Origin of the sequence: Helicobacter sp. NHP19-012, assembly GCF_019703325.1 — a bacterium.
GTDB lineage: Bacteria > Campylobacterota > Campylobacteria > Campylobacterales > Helicobacteraceae > Helicobacter > Helicobacter gastrofelis.
In genome coordinates, this window is sequence record NZ_AP024819.1 from 1,418,188 (window position 1) to 1,437,134 (window position 18,947).

The 18,947-nt window shown below is 46.8% G+C and carries 18 protein-coding genes; 4 read left to right on the forward strand and 14 right to left on the reverse strand.

Annotated elements, in window-relative coordinates; genetic code table 11:
* Positions 1-36 precede the first annotated feature (36 nt).
* Genes K6J74_RS08790 through K6J74_RS07270 form a run of 9 tightly spaced genes read right to left on the reverse strand, consistent with a single transcriptional unit; the run spans position 37 to position 8,853 of the window.
* Positions 37-804: an HNH endonuclease family protein gene (locus K6J74_RS08790; RefSeq protein ID WP_260321584.1), complete on the reverse strand. Its 768-nt coding sequence runs from the start codon at positions 802-804 to the stop codon at positions 37-39.
* Positions 785-1,747: a DUF262 domain-containing protein gene (locus K6J74_RS08795; protein WP_260321585.1), complete on the reverse strand. Its 963-nt coding sequence runs from the start codon at positions 1,745-1,747 to the stop codon at positions 785-787. Before K6J74_RS08795 ends, K6J74_RS08790 begins: the two co-directional genes overlap by 20 nt.
* Positions 1,748-1,769: 22 nt before the next feature.
* Positions 1,770-4,187, reverse strand: coding sequence for a DNA gyrase subunit A (gene gyrA / locus K6J74_RS07240; RefSeq protein WP_221271755.1), 2,418 nt, complete (start codon positions 4,185-4,187; stop codon positions 1,770-1,772).
* An 8-nt stretch (positions 4,188-4,195) separates the two neighbouring features.
* On the reverse strand, positions 4,196-4,534 hold the full coding sequence (locus tag K6J74_RS07245; protein WP_221271757.1) for a diacylglycerol kinase: 339 nt from the start codon (positions 4,532-4,534) through the stop codon (positions 4,196-4,198).
* Positions 4,531-5,394 (reverse strand): hypothetical protein, encoded by an 864-nt coding sequence (locus K6J74_RS07250; RefSeq protein ID WP_221271758.1) that lies wholly within the window; start codon positions 5,392-5,394, stop codon positions 4,531-4,533. The genes K6J74_RS07245 and K6J74_RS07250 overlap by 4 nt, the downstream gene beginning before the upstream one ends.
* Positions 5,394-6,380, reverse strand: coding sequence for a lipid A deacylase LpxR family protein (locus tag K6J74_RS07255; protein ID WP_221271759.1), 987 nt, complete (start codon positions 6,378-6,380; stop codon positions 5,394-5,396). The genes K6J74_RS07250 and K6J74_RS07255 overlap by 1 nt, the downstream gene beginning before the upstream one ends.
* A gap of 34 nt (positions 6,381-6,414) precedes the next feature.
* Complete coding sequence (locus K6J74_RS07260; protein WP_221271760.1) at positions 6,415-7,554, reverse strand: potassium channel family protein; 1,140 nt, start codon at positions 7,552-7,554, stop codon at positions 6,415-6,417.
* 20 nt (positions 7,555-7,574) lie between these two features.
* A complete protein-coding gene (gene rpmB / locus K6J74_RS07265; RefSeq protein ID WP_221271761.1) occupies positions 7,575-7,763 on the reverse strand; it encodes a 50S ribosomal protein L28 in 189 nt (62 codons plus the stop codon).
* Between the two features lie 52 nt (positions 7,764-7,815).
* Positions 7,816-8,853, reverse strand: coding sequence for a cytochrome-c peroxidase (locus K6J74_RS07270; protein WP_221272626.1), 1,038 nt, complete (start codon positions 8,851-8,853; stop codon positions 7,816-7,818).
* Between the two features lie 162 nt (positions 8,854-9,015).
* Here K6J74_RS07270 and crdR point away from each other — a divergent pair, with 162 nt between their 5' ends.
* A complete protein-coding gene (gene crdR, locus K6J74_RS07275; protein WP_221271762.1) occupies positions 9,016-9,651 on the forward strand; it encodes a copper response regulator transcription factor CrdR in 636 nt (211 codons plus the stop codon).
* Positions 9,633-10,847, forward strand: coding sequence for a sensor histidine kinase (locus K6J74_RS07280; RefSeq protein ID WP_221271763.1), 1,215 nt, complete (start codon positions 9,633-9,635; stop codon positions 10,845-10,847). Before crdR ends, K6J74_RS07280 begins: the two co-directional genes overlap by 19 nt.
* Here K6J74_RS07280 and K6J74_RS07285 read toward each other — a convergent pair.
* The 5 genes from K6J74_RS07285 to K6J74_RS07305 are packed head-to-tail and all read right to left on the reverse strand — an operon-like array spanning position 10,837 to position 15,807.
* A complete protein-coding gene (locus tag K6J74_RS07285) occupies positions 10,837-12,525 on the reverse strand; it encodes an SEL1-like repeat protein (protein ID WP_221271764.1) in 1,689 nt (562 codons plus the stop codon). The genes K6J74_RS07280 and K6J74_RS07285 overlap by 11 nt on opposite strands.
* 10 nt (positions 12,526-12,535) lie before the next feature.
* Positions 12,536-13,093: a hypothetical protein gene (locus tag K6J74_RS07290; RefSeq protein WP_221271765.1), complete on the reverse strand. Its 558-nt coding sequence runs from the start codon at positions 13,091-13,093 to the stop codon at positions 12,536-12,538.
* Positions 13,090-13,944, reverse strand: a complete 855-nt coding sequence (locus tag K6J74_RS07295; RefSeq protein ID WP_221271767.1) for an MlaD family protein — start codon at positions 13,942-13,944, stop codon at positions 13,090-13,092. Before K6J74_RS07295 ends, K6J74_RS07290 begins: the two co-directional genes overlap by 4 nt.
* A complete protein-coding gene (locus K6J74_RS07300; RefSeq protein WP_221271769.1) occupies positions 13,929-14,702 on the reverse strand; it encodes an ABC transporter ATP-binding protein in 774 nt (257 codons plus the stop codon). The genes K6J74_RS07295 and K6J74_RS07300 overlap by 16 nt, the downstream gene beginning before the upstream one ends.
* Complete coding sequence (locus K6J74_RS07305) at positions 14,695-15,807, reverse strand: MlaE family lipid ABC transporter permease subunit (RefSeq protein WP_221271770.1); 1,113 nt, start codon at positions 15,805-15,807, stop codon at positions 14,695-14,697. The genes K6J74_RS07300 and K6J74_RS07305 overlap by 8 nt, the downstream gene beginning before the upstream one ends.
* Positions 15,808-15,924: 117 nt before the next feature.
* Between K6J74_RS07305 and K6J74_RS07310 the strand changes: the two genes are divergently transcribed.
* Together K6J74_RS07310 and K6J74_RS07315 are read left to right on the forward strand one after the other, a co-directional pair.
* Positions 15,925-16,590 (forward strand): outer membrane protein, encoded by a 666-nt coding sequence (locus K6J74_RS07310; RefSeq protein WP_260321586.1) that lies wholly within the window; start codon positions 15,925-15,927, stop codon positions 16,588-16,590.
* Positions 16,591-16,632: 42 nt separating this feature from the next.
* Positions 16,633-18,921, forward strand: a complete 2,289-nt coding sequence (locus K6J74_RS07315; protein ID WP_430886799.1) for a TonB-dependent receptor family protein — start codon at positions 16,633-16,635, stop codon at positions 18,919-18,921.
* Positions 18,922-18,947: the final 26 nt, after the last annotated feature.

Consider the following 18,947-nt stretch of genomic DNA (forward strand, 5'->3'; position numbering starts at 1 on the left):
AAAGATTTTAAAAAACGCCCCTAGTGTTTCCACACCCTATAGACTCCAAGTTTTGAGTACAAAATCTACAATCTTATTGTGGCGTCTCTCAATGGCTTCTTTATCCCACTTATCCTGCACAAAATCTTTGATTTCTTTTTGCTGGAGTAGGGGTGGCGCATTGTTGTAGCTCTCTAGTTTCTCTGCAAAATCCCTATTGCCAATGGAAACATTGTGTGCCTCATCGATGAGCAAAAGATTGCCAATACAATGGAGGTAGTTTTGATAAAAGTTCTCATCGTAATCACAGTATCCGCTCTTGAGTTTTTCGTTATTTTCTGTTTGTGGCGCAATGTGTTCAATTTGGGGATTCTCAATGTTGATCGTATAGCCTTTGGTGCGGGACTTTTGTGCATGCAAATAATTTTCATAACGCCCTAAAATGATGCTTGCATTTTTGCGCCAGTGATCGTCATAGCCTTCTGGCCTAAGCGCATTGGTCAGTGCTGTATCTGCCCAGTAAGATTTGTCGGCGCAAATCTCTTTAAGTTTTTGACGCAAAGTGGGCACATCTTCAAAATCCTGCAGGGCTTTTTGTAGCCTTGTGGGCAAATCTGCACGGGTTCTAATCAGCTTATCCCTAAAGGCGATGACCTCTAAAGCTTTAAAGACCTGCTCTAAAAGAGTTTGCTTTTCCGGAGCATTTCTAAAAATGCGGTAAGCCTTAAAGATAAAGGGATAAACGTGTACGATATCTAATTTGACAAGAAAATTTTTATGGGGATTGTCCAAGCGATAAAACTCTTCAAAAATCCATGAAAGCACTTCTCAGCTCTTCGGTGTAGCTTTCTATCCATTCAAGCTTATCACCTGTTTGGGAATCGTGTAAGTCCCTCTTATAGTTATAATTTTCATCATTCTCGTTGTAATCATAGCCTTGCTTGAAATAAGAGATGTTGAAGAAGCGCAAAATCGTATCTTCCTCCCAATTCCCAAGGTAGTAAAGCATGCCATAAATGCCTTCAAACACACGCGCCATGTTCTTTAAGCGTCTTTCTGCACTCTGTCGATTCTTACTATAGGTGTAGATTTGGTAAGCCAAATAGCTTTTGAGCCGTTCCATGTGGGTTAAAGTCTTGCCCCGGTTATTTTGCAACTCAAATATCAAAACAGAATCTTTTTTATTTTGAAATTCTGTGCGGAGTACGGTGGCATTTTTGACTTTGTCTAGCAGATCCAAAATATGCGGTGTTTCATATTTTTTTAAGCGGTCGATAAAAAAATCTTTAGCCCCCTTAATGCGTTGCTGGGAGGGCGTTCTAGGGTCTTGACGCATTGTTGCATTGTCTGTGATGATCATCCCTTGAAAATAGGGGTTATCGTATTTAACAGCTTGGAGCTTGGGCACATCTCGATTCACAAGAAAATCTTCAATCAGGTAACTTAAAAACTTTTCTTCGCTGACATTTTGACCTAATTTATCCTCATTGTTTACTCTCTCTGCCAAGACATTGTATAGGGTACGAATAAAAATAAGGATCGTGGTGATGCGTTGTTGCCCATCGATGATGTCAATATGTGTTTCATCTTCTAGCGATTCTAACAGCACATTTCCAAAATAGTATTTATTGCCCCCACGAGTCACCTCCTCCAAGTCTGCCAAGAACTGACCCCACTGCTCTTTTTCCCACGAATAAGCACGTTGGTAAAGGGGAATTGTATAGCTGTCCTTAAAAAACTTTTCTAAAGTTTGGGACTGGGATTGCATATGATCTCCTTTGTTTTAATTTCTATTCCACTTCATTTTCTTTCGGGCAAGTGTTCGTATAAACCACGCCATCGCCCTCCACGCTCACAAGTTTCACACCGCTGGCGTTACGCCCCGTTTCTCTAATGCTATCCATAGGCATGCGGATCATCTTGCCATTTTTGGTGAGAATCATTAAATCTTGGCTTTCATCTACGCTCACAATGCCGATCAAATCGCCCGTTCTTTGCGTGATTTTCATGGCGATCACGCCCATGCCGCCCCGCCCTTGCAAGCGGTAAGCCCCTGCCAAAGTCTGCTTGCCTAGCCCCTTAGAGCTGACACTCAGTAACTTCTCTTGCTCGCTAGAAATCACGCCCCCCCCGATCACCTCATCGCCCGATCGAAGACGCATGCCAATCACCCCCCGCGTGATCCGCCCCATTTCTCTCACCCCCTCTACGCCAAAGCGGATACAATACCCCTTAGAGCTTGCCATAAACAACTCTTGCGTACCTGAGTGTAAAATCTGTGCGGTAACAAGGGCATCGTCCTCATCAAGCACGATCGCCCTAACCCCCCCACGGATACGCCCAAAGGCACTTAGATTTGTGCGTTTAATCAAGCCCTGTTTGGTGAAAAAGACCAAGGATTTATCGGGGCTAAAATCAGGGGTGGATAAAGTCGCCTTGATCCGCTCCCCGGGCTGTAAGTCTATGAGATTGACTAACGCCTTGCCGATCGCATTACGCCCCATTTCAGGGATACGATAGACCTTCAGCCAATAAAGTTGCCCCATGTTCGTAACGAATAAAATCGTGTCGTGGGTGTTGGCGCTGAAGAAAAACTCAATGAAGTCGTCCTCATGCGTGTTGCCTGAGATTTTGCCCTTACCGCCCCTTTTTTGTTGCTCATACACCTTTAAGGGCATGCGTTTGACATAGCCTCTGTGGCTCACGGTAACGACCATATCCTCATGCGCGATCAAGTCCTCAGCACTTAGCCCCTCATAGTCCTCCTCAATTTGGGTTTTTCGTGGGGTGCTGAATTTCTCCTTGACCTCTAAAAGCTCCTCTTTAATCAAGGCGTTTAATTTGTCGGCATGCTCTAAAATGCCTTGCAAATAGGCGATTTGCGCTTGCAACTCTGTATGCTCTTGCTGGATTTTCTCTTGCTCTAGCCCTGTCAAGCGTTGCAAACGCATTTCTAAAATCGCCTTGCTCTGCTCCTCGCTAAGATTATGTACTTTAGCTAGGGCTTCTTTAGCTCCCAAAGTATCGGCACTGCTCTTAATCAAGGCGATCACCGCCTCGCTGTTTTGCAAAGCCACCAACAAGCCCTCCAAAATATGCACCCTTGCCCTTGCCTTTTCTAGCTCAAAAATGGTGCGGCGGATCACTATGGTTTTTCTGTGGAGCAAAAAGAGTTTTAAGAGTTCTAAGAGCGTGAAAATGCGGGGTTCTTTGTTGTAAATGGCAAGCATGATCATGCTAAAAGTGGTTTCCATGTTGCTCGACTTGTAAAGGTGATTTAGCACAATCTGCGCCACCGCGTCCTTTTTTAAATCGATCACCACCCTAACCCCCTCGCGATCGGATTCGTCTCTAACCTCTGCAATCCCCTCCACGATTTTATCCTTGGCTAATTCGCTGATTTGCTCGACTAATTTAGCCTTGTTGGTTTGGTAGGGGATTTCCTCAATGATGATACTTTCTCTGCTGCCCGTCTTTTCAAAGCGGGTTTTCGCCCTAACCTTAATCCGCCCTCTGCCCGTGCTGTAAGCCTCTAAAATCCCTTGCTTGCCATAGATCACGCCCCCAGTGGGGAAGTCGGGGCCCTGCACGATCTCTAAAAGCTCTAGTAGCTCCACTTGGGGGTTTTCTAAGACGCAAATTAAAGCGTCTATGATTTCATCTAGGCGGTGTGGGGGGATTGAAGTTGCCATCCCCACCGCAATCCCACTAGAGCCATTGATTAAAAGATTAGGCAAACGACTAGGCAGAATGTCTGGCTCGTGTAAGGTGCTGTCGTAGTTGTCGCTAAAATCCACGGTTTGTTTTTCAATGTCTTTTAGCAACTCCTCGCTCGCCCTTGCCATGCGTGCTTCGGTGTAACGCATCGCGGCGGCGTTGTCGCCATCGATCGAGCCAAAATTGCCCTGCCCATCGACTAAGGGCAAACGCATAGAAAAGTCCTGTGCCATACGCACCAAAGCCTCATACACGGCAATATCGCCATGCGGGTGGTATTTACCAATCACATCGCCCACAATGCGCGCGCTCTTTTTATAAGGCACTTTCGCCCCCAAGCCTAGCTCGTGCATGGCATAGAGTATCCGCCTATGCACGGGCTTTAGCCCGTCCCTAGCGTCCGGCAATGCCCGCCCGACAATCACGCTCATCGAGTAGTCTAAATAACTCTCTTGTAAGGACTCTTCAATTTTGATATCTTTAACTTCCATCAGTGCTCCTAAAAGACAAAATAACCCCCCCACACTAAAATAAAAAACACCAACGCCACAAATTGCGCGGCACTGCCCATGTCCTTTGCTTTTTTGGCTAGGGGGTGCTTGTGTGTGCCCGTGAAATCCACGGCATTTTCAATCGCACTATTTAAAAGCTCCACAATCATACACAACACCCCGGGCAAAATGAGCAAAACAAATTGCGTAAAGCTGTGTGCCGCAAAGCACGCCCCGATAAAGCCCAAAAGGGCTAAGAGCACCACCTGCCTAAAGGCGGGCTCGTCTTTAAACGCCGCTTTTAGCCCCGCCTTAGAGTAAAGCCACGCTTGTAAAATGCGTTTCAAGGCAAGACCTTTAGCGAGAAGTGGGGCAAATACGCCCAAATCTCTTTAAAGTTTCTTAAATCTTGCCAGCGTTTAAAGGGAGCGTTTTTACTCACTAGCTCAAAGCCCACAGAGTCGCGTTTGTTGTTGGCAAAGTCTAAAAACTTTTGCGACAAGTCATTCGCCTTTGCCACTTCATCTTGCAAACCCGCCACCAACAGCCCGACTAAAATCGTGCCTTTAAACGAGCGGGCGATTTCTTTTAACGCCTTGTCGTAGGCGTGTGCGTCAAAATGGGGGTCTTTAATGTCCCCGCTCTTTTGTAAAACGGGGTAGAGTAAGGAGCGCATGTCCTTAGAAGACGCTCTAAAGCCTAGCCGCTCCACCAGAACCTCTAAATCCTTCGTGGGAGAGTCCTTGCCTAAGAGATTTTTTAAGCTCACGGGCTTATTGCCCTCCTTAAAACGGGCGTTTAAAAAAAACTCATAGGTGGCCTTGGCGTTTTTAAGGTGGCAAGCATTCTGCCCGATTAAAGTGTCCTTTAGGCTCAAATCTAAAAGGCAATGGGCGTTTGTGGGCTGCCACGCCTCTTTGGTGTGGATGGTGGGGACATCGAGTTTAAAACGCAAGGCGTTTGTCTTGACTTCCTCTAGAGCGACTTTGATTGTGCCCGTTTGCCCTAAAACGCCCGTACTTTGGCACACAATGTTTTTAAAGCCGGAGCATTTAAAGGGTTTGGCGTGGATATTTGTGGCGAGACGGTTTAAACTCTGCTCTAATTTGCGTTTGACATCACCGCTCAGTTTCAAGCCCACGCCCAAGAGCAACACACATAAAAGCCCGCCCATCCCGAGTAAAATAAACATGAATTTTTTACGCATTAAAAAGCTAGGTCCAATTCTATACTGCCGATATTGTGGTTTTGGCGTTGGTTTCTAAAGGTTTTACTAAGGTCAATGGCACTGAAGGCAAAACGCCACCCCTTGTAAAGGATCGCCACCCCCACTTGGGCATCGTAGAGAAAATAGGGCAGTTGTGTGATGTTGTGCGTTTGTGGGTCATTGCCTTGCACGAAAATATCTAGGGGCTGAAACGAGCCCATTGCCCCGGCAAAGACATAGAAAGAAAAGCGGTTGCTGTAAGGCTCACCCCCGGCAAAGTTACTATGGATTTGGTTAGGCCCAAAGTCAGCGTTTAAGTTATAGCCCACCCTCAAAGTCGTGCCTAAGTTAAAGTTAGTCAAGGCGTTGCCTAAGCTAAAGCTAGCGGCGGGCAACATGTCTATGCTAAAAAAACGGCTTTTATAAAAGTCAAGCTTTTGTATCCAAGTGTAGTTGAGCTCAAAGATGAATTCGTTTTTGATTTGGCTATTCCAGCCTAAAAATTTTGGGTCATGCCCCCATGTGTGTATGAGATTTTGCGTCTGCGCAGCCAAAGAAGAGGGTCCCACCATGCCAAAGCTCACGCTGGTGTGTTCTAAAGAGTGCGCGCTTCTTTGGAAAATCCCAAAGTTTAAGCGCAACCACCCTCCATAAAGGTGCTCACCTTTAAGTGGCATGGGAAGTTTGCGGTTAGCTAGAGTGGGGGTATACATGTCCTGCGTGAGGTAGATGTTAAAACGGGTTTCTCTCTCTTTCTTGCCCTGTAAGCTCACAAAATGCGCCCAAGACATGGGCGATTTCTTGCGGTTGTAATCGTATTCTTTACTCACCCAGCCGATCCTTGTGCCTGCGGTGTAGTAGCGGTCAATGTAGGGGTTGATGTAGCCATCGTCCTCTGTGAGCAGTTGGATATACTGCTTGTGGTAGGGCGTGAGGGCTTTTAAAGAGCAAAAAAGGACACAAAAAAGGGGTAAGTGCGGTTTCATTTGTCTATTATAGCTAAAAAAGCCTAGTGGGGGCTTATAGGGTGATGTAGTCCATTTCCATAGGGCGTTGGTGTTGCAAAATAAAGGATTTGGACTTTTCCACGCCCTCAGAAGTGCCGATCATTAAAAGTTTGGACTCGCTGGCAATGATCGCCTCTCCATCGGGCATGGGGATGTAACGCCCGTCTTTTTGGATAATGCCGATGATAAAAACTTTGGTGATCTCCCTAAAGTGCGCCTCTTTGAGTTTGCGCTGCACCAGCCAGCTTTCTTTAGGCACGATCACCTCTTCTAGGTCGAGCAAGGTGTCTTTTTTATAAATAAACTTTTCTAGGATATTCTCCATGTCAGGGCGGATCGCCATTGCGCTCACTCTTTGCGCCATCAGTTTTGTGGGCGAGACCACGCTATCTGCCCCAAGTTTTTTTAACTTCTCCAAACCCTCATCGGTGTGGGCGCTGGCAATCACATAGTAGGGCTTGCGTTTGAGTTCCTTCTCAAAGAGCCGCACACTCACAATGAGCGCCACATTGACGGGCAAAATCTCCGAGAAGGTGACAACCCCCCTTGCACTGCTTAAGTGGGTTTTTAACATGGCGAGGTTTGTGTGTGGGTCGCCCACGATGTAGTGGGGGTATTTGTGCTTGATCGCCTCTTCTTCAAAGCCCTCTTTATTATCCACGACCACAAAGGGAATTTGTGCGCTTCTAAATTGTTTGCTCAGTTCAATCGTGTATTCGTTGTGGTAGCAGATGACATAGTGGTTTTTGAGCCTTGCGATTTTGTAGATCATTCTTTTCTCCCTAATGAGCCTAGATAAAACGCCCTTGTTGATGACGCTGATTAAAACGGCGACACTAAAGGTAACGACCCCCGTACCGCAGAACATGATGATGGAAGTGAAAAAGACGCTGATCGTGCCAAAGTGGCTTTCGTTCAGTGCCCCAAAACCTGTAGAAGTGAAGGTGTAGGTGGTTTGGAAAAAGGCTTGGACGAGGTTGTAATCTTCTAAGGCTAAATAGCCCAAAGTCCCCACCAAGATAAAACATTGGATTAAAACTAAGGGGAGTCTAAAAGCCTCAAATTGTTCATAAATCTCGGCGTTTAAATTATAATCCGCCTTGACTTTCTTTTTCTTAACAGAAGAGAGAAATCCCTTAATTTTTTGCAACATTAAAGGACACCCTAATCCGCCTATTGGCTCTTACGCATGGTCCTTAAAGTGGAAGTGGCAACTTTGATCTTCTGTCTTGTGCCATCCTCTAGGGTGATGCGGATGGTGTGCAAGTTAGGCAATAAACGTCGCTTGTTCTTGTTGTTGGCGTGGCTCACGCGGTTACCCACCATAGGCCCCTTGTGGCTCAACATACACCTTTTTGCCATTTTTTCTCCTTTTGCAAAATAAAGCGAGCATTATACCCAAGTTGCGCTTAAATTAGTGCGTGGGCTGCTTGGCGGGTTGTTTGTCGCCCTCCATGATACCTTGCGGTTTGGGGGTGCTCGCACTCATTACGGGCAATTCTGGGTAGACAATCGTGGGCTTCTTGCCCGTAAGCGCATTGAAGAAGGTAGCGATTTTTGTCGCCTCCTCATCGTTGATGGTGACACCCAGTTGGATTGCACCCATTTCTTTGATCGCATCTTTGATGTTCCAAAACTGCCCATTGTGGAAGTAGGGCATGGTTTCTAGGACATTACGCAAAGTGGGGACTTTGACCATGCCATTTTTATCCCCCTTGAAGTCGCCCACATTGGCAAACTTATAAGGCGCAGTCACCTGGAAGGGTTGCATCATCCCGCCCAAATTAATGCCATTGTGGCAACCCGCACAGCCCTTATCTAAGAACACCTTTAAACCCTCTTGCTCTTGGCGGCTCAACGCCTTGACATTGCCCCGCAAAAAGTCGTCATAGCGGCTTGGGGTTACTAAGGTCGCTTCGAACATGGCAATGGTGTCGGTGATTAAATTTAAATCGATTTTAATGTTGTTGCCATAAGCGCGTTTGAAGGCTTTGACATAGCCGGGCATGGAGTTGATTTTTGCCTCCACAATTTTAGGGTTAGCGTTCATTTCTACGGGGTTGCTGATGGGACCTTTGGCCTGCTCGTCTAGGTGTGCCACCCGTCCGTCCCAAAACTGCACGGCGTTGAACACGGAGTTATACACCGTGGGGGAGTTTAAAAAATGAGGGTTGGGCTTCCAGCCCTCGCCCACCGCCCTAGACACCAAATCCACCCCTGCTAGCCCTAAATTGTGGCAAGTGTTGCAAGAGATCAAATAGGAAGTAGAAATTCTCGGGTCCAAATAGAGTTTTTTACCTAACTCAATTTGTGCCTTTGTCATCACAGCACCCTTATACTCTAAGTTCAATTCTTTGACTTTTTGGGCTAAGAACTTGTCTAAATCCTTGCCTATGGGCATGGGGACTAGGTTTGCTTCTAGGGCTTTTTTAATGAGCCCCATACTATCCATTTTCTTATGCGCACTTAAAGGTGCGCTTAGAGCAAGCAAGGCACAGAGAGAAAACTTAAAAATTTTTGGCATAAAAATCCTTTGGTTTGTGTTGTTGCAAAGCAACCTAGTTATTTTAACACAAAACCCCACTATATAACAAAAAATGTTAGAATACCCGCTATGAAAAAGCTTTTTTTGCTAGAGGATGACTTTTTATTGCATAAAATCCTAGCGGAGTTTTTGGAAAATGCAGGCTTTGCAGTGGTGGGGGCGTATAACCAAGCCCAAGCCCTAGAGATTTTGAGCCAACAGAGCTTTGATCTCTTGCTTTTAGATGTCCAGCTGCCCGAGGGCGATAGTTTTGGGCTGTTAGAAACCCTGCGGGATTTAAACATCAGCACCCCCACGATATTTATCAGTGTGCGTAGCGACATCCACGCTTTACGTAAGGCTTTTGCTGTGGGGGCGAGCGACTACCTCAAAAAGCCCTTTGAACTAGAAGAATTGCGCCTGCGTATGGAGCGCTTGCTCACTCCCCCCAAGCTACAGATCAACCCCGAGTGCTTTTATGAAAACGGGGTCTTGCACACCGACAAGCCTCACTTCTTAAGCCCCAAAGAAAAACGTTTGCTCGAATTTTTTATCCGCCACAAAAACCAAGTTTTGGCCAGCGAGCAAATCATCGCCAATGTCTGGGATTATGAGGGCGTGGACAGCTCAACTTTGCGCAGCCACATTAAAAACCTACGTAAGCTTTTAGGTAAAGAACAACTACAAAACATTAAGGGGTTAGGCTATTGTTTAAAAATTCCATGAAACTCAACACCTATGAAAAGCAGTCCTTGCGCCGTTTTGTGGGGCTGTATTTGGGCTCGTCTTTTGTGCTCATTGTGTTCATCGCCCTATTGTTCCTCCACAATGCCAAGAGCATTTTTTTAGAAAGCACTGAGGCCCGCCTACAAAGCCAAAGCAACCAGCTCACCCAAGACATCATCCAAGCGCACATGCACCACTTGGACGAGCCCTTTAAGACCCTAGCACATAAATACAGCCATGTGCACTTCGTGCTTTTAGATGCGGCTAAACATGTGCTTTACAACCACGACTTTGGCGACGCCACAAGTTTGGCTTTCTTTGGCAAGGACGGGCCCTTTCCCGTGTTTTTAGACCAAGACAACGCCTTTTACTTAGTGGATAACAAGACCTTTGGGCATTTGGGCGTGGATTTGGTGATCTTGGAGGAAGAACACCCCACGCATTTATTCACCGCCCTTTACCGCCGCGTATTCTTAGTGTTTTTAGGGGTGTTTGCCTGCGTGGGGGTGCTTTCTTTCTTTTTAGCCCACTTGTTTTTACAGCCCCTAGCCAGTGAACGCAGCCGCATCAACACCTTTAGCCAAAACATCGCCCACGAGCTCAACACCCCCATCGCTGCCCTGCTCATCGCCGCTAAAGCTCTGTATAAACAAACAAACGACCCCAAAATCTTAGGGATTTTAGCCAGTGCTAAACGCATCTCCCACCTTTACGAGCGCCTAGCCTATCTCTACTTTCAGGAATTACGCCAAGAAGAGCCCCGCTTGCTAGACTTAAAAAGCTTGGTAGCCCAGCAAATCACCGCCTTAGAGCAGATGGCACATTTTTACCATGTGAGCTTAAGTAGCCAGCTTGAATCCAAGACCTTTAAGGCCTGCGAAGAGGACATCGCCACTTTAGTGAGCAATCTTTTAATGAACGCCCTCAAATACAACCACCCGGGGGGCTTTGTTAAAGTGCTTCTAAAGGATTGCCTAGAGGTGAGTAATGGCGGAGCAGCCATCCCAGAGTCTAAAATCAAGGCTTTAACTGAGCGTTACAGCCGTTTGGATTATGATAAAAAGGGCTATGGGATCGGGCTAGACCTAGTGCAACAAATTTGCGTGCGCTATGGCTTTAGCCTAGAAATTGAGAGCCAGCCCACCGATGATCCCCACATCTTTTGCAATGTCTTTAGGGTGTATTTTAATTCTTAGAGAACAAGGACGCTAAAATTTGGCGTGCCCGGGCGTTGCCCATTTTGTGCGCTCGCTTAAAGCATTCGATCGCCCTGTCTAAATCTTGTTTCACATCCTCGCCTTTGTAATAAATCACGCCCATGTTATACATCGCATCCGAGCTGCCCAAACTTGCCGCCTTTTCAAGGTAGTTTAAAGCCTGCTCAATGTCTTTTTCTACCCCTTCTCCCTTGCTATACATCACGCCTAAATTGTAGCAATCTTTCACCGAGCCAAGTCTGGCCGCCTCTTGAAAACATTCAAAAGCCCTTTTAGAGTCTTTAGCCATCACCTTACCCACATGGTAGAGTACGCCTAAGTGGTGCATTGCAGCGGCGTTGCCTAAAGCCCCTGCTTGCTCGTAATACCTAATGGCTCGCAAAATGTTTTTTTCTACTCCCCTAGCGTGTTCACACATCAGTCCTAGGCTGTAGTAAGCCTCCACTTCACCCTGCTTTGCCGCCTCTTGAAAGCATGCAAAAGCGCGTCCGTAATCTTTTTTTACCCCAAGCCCCCTGCTGTAAATCACACCCAGATTGTAATATGCCTTAGCATAGCCTAAATCTGCGGCCTTTTCGAAGTATTCTAAAGCTTTCTTTTCGTCCTTTGGGATACCTTGCCCACTGGCATAGACCACCCCTAAATTGTAGAAAGTTTGCGCCTTTTGCTTACCCATCTGATCTTGCATGGCATTGACATTTTCCATGGCGTTGGCGTTGCCTAAGTCGGCAGCTTGTTGGTAATAGGCTAGGGCCTTGTATTTATCCTGCTCCACGCCCTTACCTGTGCGGTATAAAGTGCCCAGACTGCAAAGCGCATCGGAATCGCCCATGTTGCCCGCCTCTTGGTAGAGTTTAATCGCCTCCTCTATGTCCTTGTCCATCCCCTCTCCACTTTCATACATGGTCGCTAGAGTGTAAATTGCCTTGGCAAAGCCTAATTTTGCTGCCTCTTTAAAAAACTCCGCAGATTTTATGCTGTCTTTAGTAACCCCCTCCCCGCTCTCGCACATGATGGCTAGATTGTAAAAGGCTTTGGCATCGCCCAACTTCGCCGCCTCTTTGAAATAACCAAAAGCTTTAGCATGATCCTTGCCCTCCGTGCTTTGCCCCTCGTAATACATGACACCCAAGCTCACCAAGGCCTTAATGCTGCCTAGTTTGGCTGCCCTTTCGTAATATTCTATAGACTTTTTATAATCCACCCCCACTCCCTTGCCCATGCGATACATTAAAGCGAGGTAGTTGATCGCGTAGATGTCTCCCAAGGCTGCAGCCTTTTGGAAATTGTGAAGAGCTTTTTGGTAGTCTTTTTTCGTCCCACGCCCCAAGTCATACATGACTCCTAAATTCACGAGCGCCTGCATGTCATCCAAGTCAGCGGCTCGCTGGAAATAGTGCATAGCCTTATCGTTATCAACTTTTGTCCCCTTGCCCCTTGCATACATCACGCCAAGCCCCACTAGAGCCCGCACGCTGCCTAAATCAGCTGCACGGGTAAAGTTTTCTAGAGCTTTTGGATAATCTTTGCCTTTGAGGGCTTGGTTAGCAATGGCTAGGTATTCCCCGTACTCTAGTTCAGATTGTGTGTCTAAATCTTGGTCTAGCTCTTCCTCTAAGGCCTCTTCTTCAGAGCTGTCATCTTCAAACTCTGCCATGTTGCTCCTTTCAAGGCTTGATCCGCTCTAACAGCTGACCAATGGCTTTTAAACTTACACGCTGCAAGCCTTGGATTTGGGATAGCCTTTGTTCTTGGACTTGTTCCCTTTGGATAATGCGCCCATGTTGGCTCTCTGCGCCCTTTACTAGGGTATAGTCTAACACAACTTCGGCTGTGTTGTCTAAAAGCGCAAGGGTTAGGATATTAATCTGGAGCGTGGCTAGGGCGTTGGCATAGGGAGCTAAAGAAATCGCCACACAATGTTTAGGGGCTTGCAAGAGCAACATGCGCTTAAACATATTGGCGGGCACATCAGCGAATTTTAACCCCTTCATGTGAGTGATCTCGCCTGTGGCGGTGCGTTTGACAATGGACTTTGTATTGTATAAATCCGCCCCCAAAACTTCGAGTAAACCTACACTAAAGGCATCCTTACAAGTTTGTGCCGCCACAGCCCCCACATTTAAATCATAGTCCTTAATGGCAGGCAAGACTTGCTTTAAATTTAAATTCAAGCACCCTGTAAAAAACAAGGGGAGAGTAAAAAGTCCAAATTTTGCTCTCATTTGCGATCCCCAAAGATGGTTTTATAGGGATTGGCATCAAATTTATCCATTAAGTTAGAGCCTTTTTGCACGAAGTTATCGATATGGCGCAAACTCAGTTGCATTTGCAAGAGTAAGGGCGAGAGCATGGTTTTAAAGTCGTATTGCTTGCCGCGCACCTTTAAATCAATGTCTTTAATGAGTTCGTCGGCATGTTTGGCTAAAACATCCCCATTAGCCACAAGGGTGTCGCCTTTTTCTAAAGTCTTGCTAGCGTTTTTAAGCAAGTTGTCTAGGGCTAGGCGGGTGTTGTCTAGCCCTTGTGTGGCTTTTTGGATGGAGGCGATGGTTTTAGTGATGTTTTCAATGTTTTGGGGGTTTAAAATTTTATCGATGCTGCGGATGATGTAGAGCACTTCATCAGAGATATGCCCTGCGCTGCTGGTGAGTTGCTCTAAAAAGCTTTGCTTGTAGTTTAGCACCCGCTCAGGGTCCTCTTTGCTATAAAACTCTTTAGAGTCGCTTTGGATCAAGCTTAAATATTTCATCCCCACCAAGCCCTGCGATTCGACTTTGACAGAAGAGTTTTTGCGCACAGGCACGCGCCCTAAAATGCGTAAAGTGAGCTTCACCACCCCCAAGTGTCCTTTATCAAAGCCCACTTGCCGCACCGATCCCACTTGTATGCCCTTGTAGTTTATGGGGGTGTTGGGCCCAATCCCGCCCAAATCCTTATCGGTATAAACCACATAGCTTAGGTAGTTTTCGTCCTCTAAATTGACATGCCCTAGCCATAAAATGAAAAACACCATACACACCATGCAAGCCAAAAAAAGCCCCCCGATGAGTGTGTAATTCACATGCCTTTCCAAAACTTCTCTCCTCTTGTAGAATTAAATAAATTGCCCTCTTCAAGGGGCCGTGTTCTGGCACGCACGATAAAATCTGTGAGTGTGCCGTCAAAGTCGATCAAGCCGTCTTTAAGCATGATGAAACGATCCACCATATTTTTTACAGAGTCTAAATCGTGGGTGATCATCACCACGGTGAGCTGTAAGGTTTCTTTGAGCGAGCGGATCAAATCGTCAAATTTATCTGCCGAATAGGGGTCTAGCCCACTAGTGGGTTCGTCTAAAAATAAAATATCGGGGTTGGTCGCCATTGCCCGAGCCAGCCCCACGCGCTTTTTCATCCCGCCACTGAGCTCATAGGGGTAAAGATAGTAGGTGTTTTTGTTTAAACCCACCCGCTCTAGCCACATTTTAGCGATTTCGATGATATTATGTTGGGGGTAATGGCTGTATTCCTCCAACATCACGCCCACATTTTCTAACACCGTGAGCGAGCTATAAAGCGCGCCAAATTGGAACAATACCCCGATGCGCTGAAAAATTTTATTGCGCTCCCTGTCTTTCAGCTTCCAAATGTCCGTGCCAAAGAGTTTAATTGTGCCCTTAATGGGCTTGTTGAGTAAAATCATGCTCCTTAAAAGCGTGCTTTTACCGCTGCCACTCCCCCCTAAAATCGCCATCACCTCCCCCTTATCCACGCTAAAGCTCACCCCTCTATGGATCACCCGATCCCCGTAGGCGGTGTGGATATTTTCAACTGAAATTAAAGGGTTAGACATTGAGCTTGCTAAAGATCACTGAAAAAACGGCATCTAAGAAAATGATCCAAAAGAGCGCATTCACCACGCTGATCGTGGTGAATTTGCCCACAGACTCGGTATCGCCCTTCACTTCAAAGCCTCGCATACAGCCCACTAAAGCGATCGCAAAGCCCCAAAAAGGGGCTTTCACCAACCCGACAAAGAAATGTGAAAGCCCGACATTGTCGTGCAAGCGGGCGACATAGTGGGCAAAACCCACATCTAATTGATACCTAATGGCAATCATCGCCCCCAAAAGGGCAAAGACATCGGCTAAGAAAACCATTAAGGGCATGGCAATCATCAAAGCAAGCACTCTAGGCAAAACCAAGAAGGCAAAGGGGTTAAGCCCCATGGTTTTCATTGCGTCCAACTCTTCGGTGATCTTCATCACCCCAATTTGGGCGGTAAAACTTGAAGCACTGCGCCCCGCCACCACCAACGCCAAAATAAAGGGTCCCATTTCCCTAAGGGCTAATTTCGCCGTCATCTCAATGCTCATCATGGGAAAACCCATTTGTTGCAATTGCGTTGCCCCTTGCAGTGCGATCGCAAAGCCCACCACAAAGACCGTTAAAATGCTCACCGGCAAGACCTTAAACCCACTCTCATGGATGTGGTAGGTGAGCGGAGTCCAGCAAATGGACTTGGGGCGCACAAAAGCTAACCCTACAAAATAAATCACCATGCCACAAAAATCGAAGGTGTTTAGCAAGGTGTTGTAAAAAGAAGCCACTCCCCGACCCAACCGCTCTAGGGGGTTTTTAAACACCCGTGAAACATGTTCCTCTCGTAAAATGCTTGGGTTTGCCCGAACCCAACCCTCCACCACTCCTAACACCCGAGCATTGTAAGCACTGGGGTTTAAAAATCTAGGTTTGCGCCGCCCCAAAAGGTCGTAAAGCAACATCAAAAAGACAAAGTCTAAACTCCCCACTTCTTTAAAGTCAATCGCCTCGATGGGGGGCGTGTCTTTTAAAATGTTCTTCAAATGGGAGAGCGCACGCGCTGAGGTTTTAAAGTCCCAATCTCCTTGCAAGACTAAAGTTCTGGCTTGGATATAAGCCGTGCTTTGGTTTAGCAAACCTCCCTCCTATGCGCTAAAAACCCGTGCATTTTCACCACCATTTTATGTTATGATAGGCGGATTATACACTATTCGAGGTAAATATTAATTCGTATGCGTTTTTTGGGGTCTTTGGTGTGCTTTGGTGTTGTTTGGTTAACCCCCACCTTGCAAGCACAAACAGACTCCAAGAAATTTTTAAAATCTTTACAAAAAGAAGCGCGGCTATATGAACGCCTACAGAACAAGCAAAAGCAACGCAGAGCCAAAGACGGCGGATTTTTTGGCATGGGTCTTGGCGTGATCGATATTAAAAAAGAGAGCAAACAGGGCAAGAGCCAGACTTTCCCCATTGTGTTGAGTTTTAAGGGGGGGTATCAAAGCTACTTTTCAAGTTTCATCGGGCTTAGGGTGTTTGCGGCTTTGGATTTAGCCACTTCTGTGGTTAACTGGGATTTTAACAAACCCCCTAGCAACTCCTTTTACGGCGTGGTTTCAGCGGGCTTAGAACTCCCCATTGAGTTTAGCCTAACCCCCTCTTACCAGCACTTCTTGGGCTTTTATGCAGGCGTGGGCGGAGGGGCGGTGATCTATATGGACAACGACCAATTCCAAATGCGCAACAAGCAAGAGATCAAAACCTTTGGGGTCATCATCCAAGCGGGCGTGGCTTTAACGCTCTTTTCCAAACACCGCATTGAAGTGGGCTTTAAAATTTTGCCGACCAACAAGACCCTTTTAGCCTCTAAGCGCTTTGAAACCTCCCAAATGTTTAATGTGGTGTATCTGTATAAGTTTTAAGGCGGGGGGTGTTAGAATAGAAAGAGTCCCATTTTTGGAGTTATTTTGAGAAAAGCCGCCCTCTTATGCAGTGCAGCCCTCGTGTTGCACGCCATCCCTACAAAGCGCCTCCAAAAAGTCCAAACCACGCAAATTTTGCCCCACGAGGACGCCCCCTTAAGCTGGCAAAGCCCGGGGGTAAAAAACTATCTAGGTAGCCGCACGGTGATCTCGCATAAACAGCTCACACAGCAGGCAAACCAAAGCGTGGAAGAAGCCTTGCAGAATGTCCCCGGGGTGCACATCCGCAACTTCACGGGCACGGGCGCGATGCCTAGTTTTTCTATTCGTGGCTTTGGGGGGGGTAGCCCGGGGCACAGCAACACGGGGTTAGTTTTGGTCAATGGCATCCCCATTTATGTCGCCCCCTATGCGCTCATTGGAGTTTCCATTTTCCCCGTAACTTTCCAATCCGTGGATCGCATCAGTGTAACCAAAGGGGGGGAGAGCGTGCGCTATGGGCCTAATGCCTTTGGGGGGGTGATTAACATCATCACAAAGCCCATCCCCGCCAAGTGGAGCAACCAAATCACTGAGCGCACCACCTTTTGGGGACGCTCCAATGGGGGGTTCATCACTTCTAGCAGCGGTCCGGCAAATAAGAGTCTTGGCAATAACTTTTTATACAACACCTATTTAAAAACGGGGGGCATGTTTAATAAGTATGTCGGCGTGCAAGCACAGGCAAACTACATCACCGGGCAGGGTTTTCGCTACAACAGCCCCACGACCATCCAAAATTACATGTTTGATGGGATTTACCAAATCAACGAGAGCAATAAAATCACCGCCTATTACCAATACTATAAATTTTTCCTAACCGACCCCGGCTCTCTTGCCCCTAGTGCCTACGATTCTAACCGCTTTCAAAACAACCGCCCCCACAACACTAAGAGCGGAGACGCAAATCGCTGGGGCGTGGTGTATAAAAACTTCTTTGGAGACGAATCGAAAATCGGTGGCGATTTCACGCTCACTTACTATGGCCATGCCATGAGTAGAGATTTCCAATTTGACTCCAACTACCTTAATGTCAACACCAACCCCTCTAGGGGGCTGGTTTACACCAACGATAACTACCCCGGCTTTTTCATCGTCAATCACGCCCGCCACTTTCTCTTAAACGCCTTTGAGCCGAATTTAAACCTACACATCGCCTCCAAGCACCTAACCCAACACCTAAACTTCGGCTTGCGCTTCATGACCAACGACATTGTCATGGCGCCCATGCAATCCACTTGCAAGACTTTAATTAGTGGTAAGTGCCAAATGCCCCAAGCCACACCGCTATTAAAATCTAGCCAAGACATGGATAACAACTACACCGCCCTTTATTTGAGCGACAAATTAGAGTTTTTCAAGGGCAAGTTTGTGCTCACCCCGGGCCTGCGTTACACCTTTTTAAATTATGATCGTAAAGTCCCTATCAAGCCTGATTACACACGCTTGCAAACCCTAAAAACCCACCTAAGCGAGTGGAGCCCGGCGCTAAACATCGGCTACAAGCCCCTAGAGGGCTTGCTCTTTTATGGTAACTACCGCAGAAGCTTCATCCCCCCGCAAAATCGCATGATTGCCTTGTATTCAAGCAATTACAACCAACTTTTTGACGAAATGGAATTTGGCGGTCGCTACAGCTATAAAGATAAACTCAGTTTCAACGCCAACTACTTTTTAATCTTTGCCAAAAATTATTACTCAGGTGGCTATAGCCCGGGGCCCGTGAATGCTAGAAGCCAAGGCGTGGAGCTAGAGCTTTACTACTCCCCTATTAGGGGGCTAAATTTGCATGTGGCTTACACTTATATTAATGCCGTGGTTACCAACAACGCCCTAGATGAAACCAAATGGTTTGAGGGCATCGTGAGTCACCCCTTTAACATCAAGGGCAAGCAACTGCCCTATGTAAGCCCGCACCAATTCATCTTAGGGGCGACCTACACCTATAAATACACTACGATAGGGCTTTCTAGCTACTTTTACAGCCGTGCTTTTTCATCTATGCTCAATCAAGCCCGCTCCCAAACGGCGTGCTTTCCCTTAAGTGGGGCTAAAACGGGGGGCGTGAGCTATGGCTGTAACAGCGTGGGGTTACTGCCGTGGTATTGGGTGTGGAACATCCAAATTAGCCAAGTTTTTTGGAAAAGCGGACGGCATAGGATTGTAGGTAGTTTGCAAGTGAACAATATTTTTGACATGAAATACTACTTTCGGGGCATTGGCACTAGCCCCACGGGCAGACAGCCCGCCCCCGGTCGCTCGGTTACGGCGTATTTGAGCTACGAGTTTTAAAGCGCAACGAATGTGCGCAAAATCAG